The sequence below is a fragment of the Pseudomonas sp. MBLB4136 genome (assembly GCF_051904765.1).
GTDB lineage: Bacteria > Pseudomonadota > Gammaproteobacteria > Pseudomonadales > Pseudomonadaceae > Aquipseudomonas.
In genome coordinates, this window is the sequence record NZ_CP196713.1 from 3340914 (window position 1) to 3354240 (window position 13327).

Sequence of the window (13327 nt, forward strand, 5' to 3'; positions counted from 1 at the left end):
AAAACAAAAGCCCGCCACCTCTCGGTGACGGGCTTGGTCGCTGCTGACTGCTCGCGCTGTCAGCCAGCCGAAGGCTCGAGATCGTCGTCGGCGCGCAGTTGCAGGCTGCGTATCGGCTCGGCCAACAGGGTTCGGTGCAGGGCCATGGCCATCAGCACCAGGATCACCCCGATCGGCAGGGCCGCACAGATGGCCGCGGTCTGCACGCTCTTCAGACCGCCGGACCACAGCAGACCGGCAGCGATGGCACCGACCATCAACCCCCAGGCCACCCGGCTGGCCGCCGGTGGGTTGAGGCTACCGCGTGCCGCCAGGGTACTCACCACCAGGGTGCCGGAGTCGGCCGAAGTGACGAAGTAGGTGACGATCAGCAGCGAGGCCAGGGCGCCGAGCAGGCCACCAATGCTCATGCCAGAGGACTGCTCGATCTTGTCGAACAGGGTGAACAGCGAGTTGGTGGCATCGGCCTTGGTCGCCACCAGGATGGCACCGCCCTCGAACTTGGCTTCTTCGCCGGTCAGTGCCTGGCTCGCCACCTGCTCCTGATGGGCGATGCGATCGACCTTCTCGTAGTTCAGGGCCGCGCCGCCGAAGGTACCGATCCAGACGAAGCTGAACAGCACCGGGATGACCAGCGAGCCCATCACCAGCTGGCGGATGGTGCGGCCACGGGAGATGCGCGCGATGAAGGTGCCGACGAAGGGCGCCCAGGTCAGCCACCAGGCCCAGTAGAAGGCGGTCCACCAGTTCTGCCAGCCGGCATCGTTCTGCGCGTCGCTCCACAGGCTCATGCCGATCACGCTCTGGGCGTAGCCGGAGGTGCCTTCGAGGATGGTGTTGAGGATGTAACGGGTCGGACCGAAGGCCATGACCGCCGCCAGGATCACCAGCGACAGGCCCATGTTCCACAGCGACAGCAGCTTGATGCCGCGATTCACCCCGGACACTACCGACATGATGGCAACCAGGGAGATGCCGAGGATCAGCAGCATCTTCATGCCGATTCCCATGTCGATACCGGTCAGGGTCTTGATCCCGGTGGCCAGTTGCTCGACACCGAGGCCGAATGAGGTGGCGATGCCGAACGCGGTGACCACCACGATGAGGATGTCGAAGATGGCGCCCAGCCAGCCATTCATGCGCGCCTCGCCGAACAGCGGGGTGAGGGTGGCGCGAATCGACAGCGGCTTGCCCTTGCGGAAGGAGAAATAGGCCAGGCACAGCGCCGGCATCAGGTACAGGGCCCAGGCGTGCATGCCCCAGTGGAAATAGGTCACGCGCATCGCCGTCTCGGCGGCTTCCGCACTCAGGGTGGTGGCGCTGAAGGGGTTACCGGCGTAGTGCCACATGGGCTCGGCCACCGACCAGAACAGCAGGCCGATGCCCATGCCGGCGCTGAACAGCATGGACAGCCAGGACACGGTGCTGAACTCGGGTTTCTCGCCATCCTTGCCGAGGGTGACATTGCCGAAACGACTGACCATCAGGTACAGCAAGTAGACCAGGATGCCGGAGGCCATGGCCAGGTAGAACCACTTGAAGTTCAACAGAATATTGGTCGAAAGCTCGCCGAATATTGTGCCGGCCTGTTCGCCCATCACCGCACAGAAGGCGACAAACGCCACGATTATTGCTGTCGATACGAGGGTAATCCGGGCATCGACGCCACGGAACATACCGCTGGAACTGCTCATATCAGCTTCTCCATTGTTATAGTTTGATATGCCTGATGTACGAGCGACTCGAATTGAGTCGACTAGAAACTTTTCGCGCACGCCTCCACGCACTTTCGACTGCCCAATAATTCGCCGGCATCCGGTTTCTTACAAATGATTTTTCCACCATGAATTAATGAGTTTTGATCACTAATTCACGACCACCCAGCCCCACCCGGCACCCACCAAGGTTGCCGGCCATGAGCCATTCCATCCGCCTTCTCGAAGCCGAATACGGCATCTTCCGACACGCACGATCCGCGCACAGGCTGTCGAGCCGCCCCATTAAAAGGGCAACTAAACACAGCATCCGCACAGGGACTTATTACATACTTAAAACAGCACAAGTTGACAGGCAAGACAACTTCCAGGGGAACCGGAAGTATTATCACGACAGCCAGCAAACTTTGACTTCAAAACAGAAGGGCCACAACTTCGCGGCTGACTATAGGGTCGGGCAAAGTCCACGACCGTTCTATCCGCGTCGCGCAGCGATCCAATTGCGCCATTCGCCGCATTGACTCCGACTCTACCGACCAGAGGCGCAACGCCGCCTTCGCCGGTCCACCGCTCTAACCTGACCGCCCCTGTCAACGAGGGCTGATCAGAAATGGCAGTTCGCGATTGCCCTCCGGGTCGAACTGGCGCCGCCGGGTATGGTTGAGATGGCGACCATAGACATGAAACGACAGGCTGGTATGCGCCGTTTCGTTGGTCACGCTGTGGATGCTGCCGCTGGGCATGAGCAGCACCTCGCCCGCGGCGATGTGCTGCCCACCGGTGCATTCGAGCTCCGCGTAACCGGGGCGTCTGGCGTCGTCCAGGCGCCGCCAGAACCTGTTGTGCTCGACGCCCTCGACCCCGACCACCACGGCCCAGGTATCGTGGTCGTGGGGACGCACCCCACGACCGGGCAGCCAGCTGTCGACCACCACGAACAGCGACTGGTCGGGCTCGACGTGCAACTGGGTGGTGCCGAAGCCCAGCTCCGCATCGGCCTGGTACATATCGGCCCTCAGCCAATCGCGGGCCCGCACCACGCGCTGGGCCAGCGGGCCGATTTCGTCCAGCAGACTCGTCTCGTCCGGCGCAGCGGCGGCGATCCGGCGCAGGTCGGCGATGAAGTGTTCCAACCTGTAGCTGTCAGCAGTCATCTTTCATACCTCGGGCCCACGGGCCGTGAATACGCGTCGGAATCGACAGCTTTACACTCAGGGCCGCGGCTCGCTGGCCAAGGCCTTAAGCAGGCCGACCATCAGCAACAGCATCAACGCCATGAACGGCAGTCCCATGGCCACGGCGCCCGCCTGGATGCCCTTGAGCGCGGTGTCGCCGCCGACCACGAACAGGGTGATGGTGACCAGGGCGATCATCACCAGCCACAGCACCCGCTGCACCGGCGCGGTGTCGGGGTCGCCGCCGGCCGCCAGGTTGTCGACCACCAGGGCGCCGGAGTCCATGGAGGTGACCATGAAGATGATCAGCAGGATCACCACCAGCAGCGAGCCGATGCCGGCCAGCGGCAGCCCCTCGAGGAACTGGAAGATCGCCATGTTGACGTCCGCCAACCCCACCGCCAGTGCCCCCGTGCCGTCGATCACCTGGGCGATGGCGCCGCCGCCGAAGGCACTGAACCAGAGAATGGCCACCAGGGTCGGCACCACCATCACCACGCCGACCATCTGGCGCAGGGTGCGGCCACGGGAGACGCGAGCGACGAACACCCCAACCAGTGGGCCCCAGGTGCACCACCAGGCCCAGTAGAACACCGTCCAACCCTGGAACCAGTCGCGGTCCGGACGATCGATCCAGTTGCTCAGGGGCAGGAAGAAGGTGACGAAGTCGACCGTGGTGTCGAGCACCCCGGAGAAGAAGCTCAGCACGCCGATCCCTACCACCACCAGGACGAACAGTCCCAGGGCCAATAGCATGTTGATGTTGCTCAGCAACTTGACCCCGGCATCCATCCCGCGCCACAGGGAAAAGCCGGCCAAGCCGGTGACCAGCAGGATGAACAGCAGCTGCAGGGCGAAGGAGTTGGCCAGCCCCAGCACGTGGGAGATGCCGGCGGTGGCCTGCATGGCGCCCAGGCCCAGGGAGGTGGCCAGGCCGAATACCGTCAGCACCACGGTGAAGCTGTCCACCATCTGCCCGGGCAGGCCCTTGTGCGCCTTGCCGATCAGCGGCTGCAGGCCGGAGCTGAGGGAGAACGGCAGGCCCTTGTTATAGGCGAAGAAGCCCACCACCAGCGCACTGGTCAGGTAGATCGCCCAGGGGTGAAAGCCCCAGTGGAAGATGGTCGAGCCCATGGCCGCATGCAGCGCCTCGGGGGTCTCTTTGGGCACGTTGAGCGGGGTCTTCCACCACTCGGTGTATTGCGCGACCGGTTCGGCCACGCCCCAGTACAGCAGGCCGACGCCCATGCCGGCGGCGAACAGCATGGAGAACCAGGACAGCAGGCCGAACTCCGGCTTGGCGTTTTGGCCGCCCAGGCGGATCCTGCCGAACGGCGACAGGGCCAGGCCGGCGCAGAACAGCACGGCCAGGTTGCCGGTGATCATGATGAACCCGTCGCAGTTGCTGAGGATCCAGCCCTTGACCCCCTCCAGGGCTTGGCCGAAGGCCGGGGGATCGTTGAGTGCGCTGAGCACCAGGGCCAGGACGATCAGCAACGACGTGGGGAAGATGATGCGATGGAAGTTCAGTCCCATCAGGCGGATGTTGAAATCCCGGGGTGCCGAACTCTCAGCGACCATGTCTCTCATGCAAGGGGCCTCGCTATTGTTTTTGTAGTCTCGAAATCATCCACGGCCGACAGCGCTGCGGGCGAAGCCGGCAGGCGCGGCAGGCTGTGGGCGGGTGGTCGATGGTCAGACAGGGGCGGCGGCGCGACAAGCCATTTTATCTGGCCAATTGATGATTATTAGTCATCAATAAAGGAAGCCACAGGCAGCTCCGCGGCGTCGCCGCACGGACTTTTCCGCGCCGCACACTAGTTACGCAAGCAATTGATAAACAATAGTTATTTTTGCGGTTTCGAGGGCGACATCGGGCTATGCGCGAACGACTCGGAGGCGACTTCGAAGGCCTGCGCAGAGCACCGACAGTCCATGAATTTTGCTGAGTTATTCGCCCGCCTCTGGATGGTTACAGCCAGTCGTCCTGCCAGGGGAAACGCGAAAGGGCCTGGCAGCCATCGGCGGTGATCAGCACCTGCTGCTCCAGCTTGATGCCCTCGGCGCCACCCTGCTCGCCGATATAGCTCTCCACGCAGAGCACCATGTTCTCCTCGAACACCCCGTCGTAGCCGGCGCTGGCCCAGTCGGCGCCCTTGTGCGCCAGGGCCGGGTACTCGTCGGCCAGGCCGACGCCGTGCACCACGCAGCAGTAGCGGTTGTGGTGATAGGCCGCGGGGATGTCCCAGGAACGCTCGACGAACTCGCGGTGGCTCAGGCCCGGGCGCAGCAGGCTCATGTTGTGCTGCACCTGCTCATGGGCCAGGCGGTAGAGTTTGCGCTGCTCGGCCGTGGGGGCGACGTGGCCGACCGTCCAGGCCCGGGAGATGTCGGCGCAGTAGCCATAGGGGCCGATCAGGTCGGTGTCGAAGCAGATGATTTCGCCTTCCTGCATGACCCGGTCGCTGGACTCCTGCATCCAGGGGTTGGTCCGCGGCCCGGAGGCCAGCAGGCGGGTCTCGATCCACTCGCCGCCATGGCGGATGTTCTCGTAATGCAGCCAGGCCCACAGCTGGTTCTCGGTCATGCCGGGACCCAGTTCGTCGTGCATGCGCTGGATGCCGCGCTCGCACACGGCGATGGTCCAGCGCATCAGCTCCAGCTCCTCGGCCGACTTAACCTTGCGCGCCTCCTCCATCAGGCTGTGGCCCTCGACCAGGGTCAGGCCGTGCTCGCGCAGCAGGTCCAGCCCCTCCAGATCGGCCTTGTCCACTGCCAGACGCGCCTTGTCGCCGGCATGCCGGCGCAGCACCGCGCGGATGTCGTCGGCCCAGGCCACGGCCTTCTCGCCGATGCGCGAGCCGGCACCGAAGTAGCTCCAGTTGATCGCCGGACGGATCTCGTCGAGCAGCTCGTTACCCTCGTGCAGGTGTTCGCAGTTGTGGAACTCGAACAGCACCACCGGCCCATCGGCGAACACCAGGGCATAGCGGGCGAAGTTGTGCAGCGTCCACACCTGCATGTTCGAGGTGTCGGTGGCATAGCGGATGTTCACCGGGTCGTACAGCAGGATGGCCGCGCAGTCCTGCTTGAGCAGTTGCTGGCGGACCCGCTGCAGACGGTAGCCGCGCGCCGCCTTGTGGGTCTCGACGCTCACCGGGTTGCGCAGCGGCTGGGCGGCGGCCTCATCGGCCAGGTACTTATTCTTGCTGTCGAACATGACTGGATTTCCACTTGAGTGAGTTCAGGCACAAAGAAGGGGCATGGCTTCAACCTTTCCCCGGCTCGCACGGCCCCAGCGGCTCGACTGGGCTCGGCGCCCAGGCGGCCAGCTCGGCGGGCTCCACCGCGGCCGCCAGGGTGGCGCTAGCCAGGCAGACCGGGGTGGCCTGGTGGTGCAACGGTGCGTCCTCCTGCAGGTGCGCGCCGCTGACTTTGCCCTGCCCGACTGCCAGGGCAAGCAGTGCGGCGCAGGCGGCAGAGAACAGATACAGGCTGGATGCACCGAAGTGCTCCATCAGTGCGCCGGCCAGCAACGGGCCGATAGCGGCGCCGACGCCGTAGGTCACCAGCAACAGGCCGGCCAGGGACACGCGCAGTTCGGCTTCGATATTGTCGTTGGCCAGGGCCACGCCCAGCGGATACAGGCAGAACTGCAGAAAACCGATGCAGGCGCCAACCAGCAGCAGGACGCCGAAGGACGGTTGCTGAGAGAAACCCAGCGGCAGGCAGGCGAGGACCAGCAGCACCGCCACGCCACGGATCAGACTGGCCCGCGGCAAGCGATCGGACAGCCAACCGAGGGGCAGCTGGGCGAGCAGTCCGGCGCCGATGATCATCGCCATGAACTGGCCGACCTCGGTGGTATCCAGGCCCTGGCGACTGGCATAGATGGCCGCCAGGCCGAAGAAGGCGCTGTAGATCATTCCGGCCATCAGCACGGTGACCAGCGACTGCGGCACCCGCCGGATAAACAGCCTGATATCCACCGGCGCCGGCTGCAGCGCCGCCGGGTGCATGCTGCGAGTCAGGGCCACCGGCACCAGGCACAGGGCAAAGGCCATGGCCACGCCGAGCAGCGCGTGGATGCCCAGATCGCCCTTCCAGCTCAGGGCCAGTTGGCCGAGCACCATGCCGACGTATATCGCCACCATGTAGATGCCCAACACCTTGCCGCGCTGGTCGCTGCGGGCGCGGTCGTTGAGCCAGCTTTCCAGCACCATCAACTGGCACATCATCGCCAGGCCGACCAATGCGCGCAGAAATAGCCAAAGCGGCAAGGCACTGCTGAATTCGTGGGCCAATACGGCGGCGGAAATCACCCCGCCACAGGCAACATAGGTGCGGATATGCCCGACCCGCTGGATCAGCACCCGCCCGACCTTGCCGCCGGCCACCATGCCCAGGGCGTTGGCGGCCATCAGCGCGCCACCCCAGAACTCGGCCACCCCGTCGGCACTCAGGCGCAGCGCCAGGTAGGTCATCAGCAGGGTCGAGCCCAGCTGCATCAACAGACTGGCCAGGTACAGGGCGCCGAAGGTCTTAGTCAGTCCGAGCATGCGTGGCTCCTTGGCCAGAATGAAGCAAGCCGCCGCTCCCGGTTAGGGGAATGCGGCGGCGAGACCAGGACGAAGGCTCAGGCCAAACCGTGACGTTGCTTCCAATCGCCTGGATGCACCACGTAACCGAACAGCGCATGACCGCCATAGACCAGCTCGGTGCCTTCCGGAATCCACAGCAGCTGGCCCGGCTTGACCCGGTACAGCTCATCGTTGGCCTGCAGTTCGAAACAGCCTTCGATGACGAAGATCACCTCGTCATACAGCAGGGTCCAGTTGACCTCGGCGCCCTCCCAGCGGGCGAAGCCGATACCGATAGTCGGCGACACTTCGTTGCTGATGGCGCGGGCGACAAAGGCGGCGCCGGGTGGGCCGCCACGGGGGATGAACTCCAGGTCATGATGATCGACCAGCAGCACCGGGCCTTTGCCAGAAACGACCTGACTCATAGCTCGCTCCGACTGTTCCAGGCCGCCAGGCGGATGCGCGAACGCACGCCGAGGCCGAGGAAGGGTTCCGGCGGGTTCAACGACGGCATGCCGGTGACCGCCTGGATGTCGCGCAACTGCGCCGAATCCGCACCCACCGCCAGATCCGCCAGCAGGGTGCCGGAGATGGTGCCCCAGGCCGCGCCGACGCCGTTGTCGCAGGCCGAGGCGTAGACGCCCTGCTCCAGCTCGCCGAAGAAGTTGGTGAAGTTGCGCGAGATGGCATAAACGCCACCCCAGGTGTGGCTGAACGGCACGTTGGCCAGTTGCGGGAAGCGCGCCAGGAAGGCCTTGCGATGATCGCTGCGCACCGACTCGCGCATCGCATCGCTGGTGCTCTGACCGTACTTGGGCACGTGCTTGTAGGTGTTGCGAATGATCAGGCGGCGATCCTGGGTCATGCGCACCGTGGTGCCGGCGTGGTCGGCCGGGGTCAGGCCCCAGTCGAGCTGGCCGCCATACACCTGCAGTTCGCTGTCGGTCAGCGGCCGGGTCCAGCTGGCGAAGGTCATCACCGGCAGCAGGCGGTTGCGCAGGTAGCCGAACTCCTGGGTGAAGATGCTGGTGCCGAGCAACAGCTGCGGGGTGCGGATGCGGCCGTTATTGCCGTGCAGAACCCAGCCGCCCTGACCGTCACGCTGCAGACGCTGGATCGGCGACTCCTCCAGCAGCTCGACGTTGCCCGGCAGCGAACGCCCGAGGCCGGTGACCAGCGCCGCCGGCTGCATCAGGTAGCAACCGGGGGTGTAGATCGCCCCGCTGTAGTGGCCGGTGCCCAGCACCTTGGCCAACTCGGCACGCTCGACCCGGTGGAACGGCTCGCCGAGGTCGCTCATCAGCTTCTCGAAGTGATCGAGGTAGGCCAGGCCACGCGGGCCCACCGCGCCCTGGTACTTGCCGGCATGCGACCACTGGCAGTCGATCTTGTGGCTCTGGATCAGCCCCTGCAACTGGGCGATGGCGGCGCGATTGAGCGCCAGCAGGCGTTGCTTGTGCGCCGGGTCCGGGTGCTCCAGGGCGAACTTGTGCGGCAGGTCGATAACGAAGCCGGAGTTGCGCCCGGAGGCGCCATAAGCCACGCGCTGGGCGTCGACCAGCAGGATGCGCGCCTCGGGATGGTGCTCGGCCAGGCGCCGCGCGGCGGCCAGACCGGCGAAGCCGGCGCCGATCACCGTGTAGTCGGCGCGCTGCTCGCCCTGCAGGCGGGTGCAGGGCGGCTGCTCGGGCAGCGCCGCATACCAGCCGCAGCTGGCGTCGTCGTAGGGCAACTTGATGGTGTTTTTCATGCTACTGCCCTCAGGCCACGGCCCGTTGCGCGTTCTGACAGGACTGCAGCCAGCTGTTGCGCTGCAATTGTGCTTGGCGACCGAGCAGGACGAAGCCGTGCAGCGCCCCCTCGGCATCGTAATAACCGGCGCTGAGGCCGTCGTCGGTGGCCGTGCAGCGCCATTCGCCGGCCACCCCGACGGCCGGCGGCAGCAGGCACAGCGGCGCGGCCGGGGTCTTCACCGTCACCGGCATCAGCGGGTAGCTGACCGCAGTCGGCGTGCCGAGCAGGGTCTTGCTCAGGGCGGCGATGCCCTGGTTGATCGGCGCCAGGTACGGCAGCAGCTGGCCGTCGATCTCGATGCAGTCGCCGAGGGCGTAGATCCCCGGCTGCGAGCACTGCAGCTGGGCGTCCACCTGGATGCCGCGGGCCACCGCGAGCCCGGCGCTTTCGGCGAGACTCAGGTTGGGGCGCAGGCCGACGGCGGACAGCAGCAGATCGGCTTGCAGGTTTTGGCCATCGGCGAGGGTCAGGCGATAACCCTGCTCGGCCGAGTCGATGCGCTGCACGGTGTTCTGCAGGTGCCAGCGCACGCCCAGCTCAGCCAGGGCGGTCTGCAACTGGCGGCCGGCCTCGACCGGCAGCAGGCGCTCCATCGGCCACTGGCCGAGGCCGATAACGCTGACTTCAAACCCACTCGCGGCCAGGTCGTTGGCGAACTCGCAGCCGATCAGGCCGTCGCCGAGGATCGCCACCCGGCGCACGCCGACCAGGCGCTCGCGGAAGCTCCGGTAGTCGTGCAGGTTGTTGACGCTGAGCAGCGCCGCGCTGTCGCCCTCGATCGGCAGGCGGATCGGCGCCGCGCCGCTGGCCAGCACCAGCTGGCCGTACTCCATCTCGCCGATGTTGGTGTGCAGGCGCCGGGCCACGGGGTCGATGCGCTCGACCTCGCAATGGGTATAGACGCGGATCTTCAGGCGCTTCTCGATGGCCAGGGCCGACTCGCCGGCCAGAGCCTCGGCGCTCTTGCCCTGGGCCAGACCGATGGACAGCGCCGGCTTGGAGTAGAGGTGACCGGACTCGCGGGTCAGCACGCGGATCTCGACCTGGGGGTCGGCGCGGCGCAGGGCCTGGGCCAGGCCATAACCGGCATAACCGCTGCCGATGATGACGATCGGCTGGCGCGGCTCGGCCGAGGCCTGAACCGCTGCCTTAAGCGGCTGCGGCGGCACCGGCAGCGGCGCGCTGGCGGCGGCCGAGGCCGCGGCGACCACCGGGCTGATGTCGAGCATCTCGAAATCTTCCTTGCCGACTTTGCACTCGGGGCACTTCCAGTCCGCCGGCACGTCTTCCCAGCGGGTGCCGGCCTTGATGCCGTCATCCGGCCAACCCAGGGCCTCGTCGTAGATCAGGCCGCAGACCACACAGAGCCAGGTCTTGAACATCTCGCTTACTCCCCCGCCACGCGAATGGCGACGTTCTTGGTGCGCACGTAGCTGTACAGCGCTTCCTGGCCCTTCTCGCGGCCGAAGCCGGAGAGGCCGACACCGCCGAACGGCGTCTCGATGCCGCCGGCATACCACTCGTTGACGAACACCTGGCCGGCCTTCAGGCGCCGGGCGCAGCGCATGGCGCGGCTGATGTCCTGGGTGAAGACCCCGGCCACCAGGCCGAACTCGGTGCCGTTGGCAATCGCCAGGGCCTCTTCCTCGCTGTCGAAGGGGATGATCGCCAGCACCGGGCCGAACACCTCTTCCTGGGCGATACACATCTGCGGGCTGACGTCGCGGAACACGGTCGGGCGCATGAAGTGCCCGGCACGGTCGCCGAAGCGCTCGCCGCCGGTGGCCAGCACCGATCCCTCAGCCAGGGCGCGGCGGCACAGCTCCTCGATGCCGGCCAGCTGGCCGGCGCTGATCACCGGGGTCAGGTCCGGGTTGTCCTGGCCGAGGCCGACGCTCAGGCCCTCGGCCAACGCGACCACGTCCTGGACCACCTCCTCGTAGATCTCGCGCTGCACCAGCAGGCGCGACATGGCCGAGCAGACCTGGCCGGCATTGAAGAAGATGCCGCCCTTGACGCTGGCCAGCAGCTGCTGGCGGTCGGCGTCGGCGAAGGCGATGGCCGCCGACTTGCCGCCCAGCTCCATGACGCTGGGGATGGCGTGGGCGGCGGCGTCACGCAGGATGGTCTGGCCGGTCGGCACCGAGCCGGTGAAGACGATCTGGTCGACCTTGGCACTGCCCACCAGGTGCGTGCCGACCTCGCGGCCGCGGCCGCAGATCAGGTTGACCGCGCCGCTGGGCAGACCGGCCTTGGCGATGGCGCGGATCAGCACGCACATCCCCAGCGGCGACAGCTCCGGCGACTTGATCACCACCGCGTTGCCGGCGGCCAGGGCCGGGGCCAGGGAGCGGGCGCAGATCGACACCGGGAAGTTCCACGGCACGATCTGCGCCGACACGCCCATGGGGTCGTAGACGGTGAAGTCCATGTAGCCGTCGCCCAGGGGGATCGAGGTACCCTCGATCTTGTCGGCCATGCCGGCGTAGTACTCGAAGTAACGCGCCGCCTCGATGAACTCGTCGCGGGCGTCATTCAGGCTCTTGCCATTCTCCTGGCACAGCACCCAGGCGCCCTCCTCGGCCACCGCGCGGATCTCCTCGGCGATGCGCAGCAGCCAGGTCACCCGTTGCGCCGGGCGGGCGCGGGTCAGCTCGCAGCTGTCGGCGCAGCGCCGTGCGGCAACCAGGGCGCGCTCGGCGTCGGCGACCGAGGCCTGGGCGATGCTCGCCACCGGCTCGGCGGTGCCGGGGTTGTTCACGGTCAGGCGCGACTCGCTGTCACACCACTGCCCGTCGATATAGTTCAGCCAATGCTCGGCAATCGGGTACATGGTGGCCTCCTCAGGCGGTCTGGGCGACGGCCAGCAGCTTGCGCGCGGCCCACTGGTGGAAGTAGTGGGTGGGGATGTCCATCTCCGGGGAGAAGGCGCCGCCGCCATAGCCGGGCGAGTGACGGCCCTTCTGCATGCCTTCGACCGAGGCGATGTCCTCGGCGAACACCACCTTCCAGGATTCCAGGATGGCGTTGCGGCAGGCGGCGTACTCGTCGCCCAGGGCCTCTTCGCCGACGTAGAACAGACGCAGGTGCTCGATGGTGCGACCCGGCGCGACCGGTTCCAGCTGCATGGCGAAGGCGTGGTCGGCCTGGATGCCCAGCAGCACGTTGGGGAAGAAGGCCACATACTCGGCGTTGCGCAGGCGATCCTGGGGCCAGCTGGGGAACTGCGGCAGGTGGGTGCCAGCCACATCGGAGAGGTTGTAGGCGTAGCTGCCCTGGCCGGCGAACTGCTCATCGAACAGGATGTTGTAGTGGTCTTCCAGGCGCGAGTAGGTGTTCAGGCTCGGGTGCACCCAGGGCAGGTGATAGGCCTCGCAGTAGTTCTCCACCGCCAGCTTCCAATTGCACTTGATGTCCAGGGTGGTGGCGTCCATGTGCGGGCGGCGGCGCATCAGGCCCATGCCGTCCTCACCGAGGAACTGGCTCCAGCGCGCGGTCAGCGGCGCCAGCATCTCCTCCAGCGGCTGCGCGTCGCCGGACAGGTTGACGAACACCATGTCCATCCAGATCGCGCTGCGGATCGCCTTCAGGCCGTGCTTCTCGCAGGCGAAGCGTTCGTCCTTGTGCTTGTCGATGCCGCCGACGTGGGGGGTGCCCTTGAGGCCGCCGTTGAGGTCGTAGGTCCAGGAGTGGTAGGGGCAGCGGATCACCCCCTGCACGGTGCCCTCCTCCTCCACCAGCTTCATGCCGCGGTGGCTGCAGACGTTGTGGAACACCTGCACCAGGCCCTCGCGGTTGCGCATCAGCAGCAGCGGCAGACCCATGAAGTCGACCGGCTTGACCGAGCCGTTCTGGCTCAGATCGCTGGCGAAGCCGACGCAGGCCCAGGTCTTGCCCATGATCTGGTCGCGCTCCAACTCGAACAGCTTCTGGTCGGTGTAGAACTCGTTGGACAGGCCGGTGGCCTCGTGGATCGGCGCGAGTACGGTTTCCAGCTGATGTACCGGAATCTGCTGAGAGGTGGCGTTGCTCATTGTTGTTCTCCCCTGCTGGGCTCTGA

Annotated in this window: 11 protein-coding genes and 1 pseudogene; 1 reads left to right on the forward strand and 11 read right to left on the reverse strand. The window is 66.1% G+C overall.

Going from position 1 to position 13327, the window contains the following annotated elements; genetic code table 11:
* Positions 1–59: 59 nt before the first annotated feature.
* A complete protein-coding gene (locus tag ACSX1D_RS15140; RefSeq protein ID WP_439859290.1) occupies positions 60–1694 on the reverse strand; it encodes a BCCT family transporter in 1635 nt (544 codons plus the stop codon).
* Between the two features lie 221 nt (positions 1695–1915).
* Between ACSX1D_RS15140 and ACSX1D_RS15145 the strand changes: the two genes are divergently transcribed.
* Positions 1916–2236, forward strand: coding sequence for a hypothetical protein (locus ACSX1D_RS15145; protein ID WP_439859291.1), 321 nt, complete (start codon positions 1916–1918; stop codon positions 2234–2236).
* Positions 2237–2305: 69 nt separating this feature from the next.
* Here the strand turns inward: ACSX1D_RS15145 and ACSX1D_RS15150 are convergent, their stop codons facing one another.
* The 10 genes and pseudogenes from ACSX1D_RS15150 to ACSX1D_RS15195 all read right to left on the reverse strand — a co-directional run bounded on the left by ACSX1D_RS15150 (position 2306) and on the right by ACSX1D_RS15195 (position 13301).
* Positions 2306–2869 (reverse strand): hypothetical protein, encoded by a 564-nt coding sequence (locus ACSX1D_RS15150; RefSeq protein WP_439859292.1) that lies wholly within the window; start codon positions 2867–2869, stop codon positions 2306–2308.
* Positions 2870–2926: 57 nt separating this feature from the next.
* Positions 2927–4471, reverse strand: coding sequence for a BCCT family transporter (locus ACSX1D_RS15155; protein WP_439859293.1), 1545 nt, complete (start codon positions 4469–4471; stop codon positions 2927–2929).
* Between the two features lie 391 nt (positions 4472–4862).
* The gene (locus tag ACSX1D_RS15160; RefSeq protein WP_439859294.1) at positions 4863–6110 is read right to left on the reverse strand and encodes a M24 family metallopeptidase; all 1248 of its coding nucleotides are present in this window, start codon (positions 6108–6110) and stop codon (positions 4863–4865) included.
* A gap of 49 nt (positions 6111–6159) precedes the next feature.
* Complete coding sequence (locus ACSX1D_RS15165; protein WP_439859295.1) at positions 6160–7449, reverse strand: MFS transporter; 1290 nt, start codon at positions 7447–7449, stop codon at positions 6160–6162.
* A gap of 77 nt (positions 7450–7526) precedes the next feature.
* Positions 7527–7898 carry an ethanolamine utilization protein EutQ gene (locus tag ACSX1D_RS15170; protein ID WP_439859296.1) on the reverse strand — a complete coding sequence of 124 codons (372 nt, stop codon included), beginning with the start codon at positions 7896–7898 and terminating at the stop codon, positions 7527–7529.
* Positions 7895–9223 (reverse strand): NAD(P)/FAD-dependent oxidoreductase, encoded by a 1329-nt coding sequence (locus ACSX1D_RS15175; protein ID WP_439859297.1) that lies wholly within the window; start codon positions 9221–9223, stop codon positions 7895–7897. The genes ACSX1D_RS15170 and ACSX1D_RS15175 overlap by 4 nt, the downstream gene beginning before the upstream one ends.
* A gap of 10 nt (positions 9224–9233) precedes the next feature.
* Positions 9234–10496 carry an FAD-dependent oxidoreductase gene (locus ACSX1D_RS15180; protein ID WP_439862335.1) on the reverse strand — a complete coding sequence of 421 codons (1263 nt, stop codon included), beginning with the start codon at positions 10494–10496 and terminating at the stop codon, positions 9234–9236.
* Positions 10485–10649, reverse strand: a pseudogene (locus ACSX1D_RS15185) (rubredoxin); the annotation flags it as partial. The gene ACSX1D_RS15180 and the pseudogene ACSX1D_RS15185, both read right to left, overlap by 12 nt.
* Positions 10650–10654: 5 nt before the next feature.
* On the reverse strand, positions 10655–12100 hold the full coding sequence (locus tag ACSX1D_RS15190; RefSeq protein ID WP_439859298.1) for an aldehyde dehydrogenase family protein: 1446 nt from the start codon (positions 12098–12100) through the stop codon (positions 10655–10657).
* A gap of 10 nt (positions 12101–12110) precedes the next feature.
* Positions 12111–13301 carry an aromatic ring-hydroxylating oxygenase subunit alpha gene (locus ACSX1D_RS15195; protein WP_439859299.1) on the reverse strand — a complete coding sequence of 397 codons (1191 nt, stop codon included), beginning with the start codon at positions 13299–13301 and terminating at the stop codon, positions 12111–12113.
* Positions 13302–13327 lie beyond the last annotated feature (26 nt).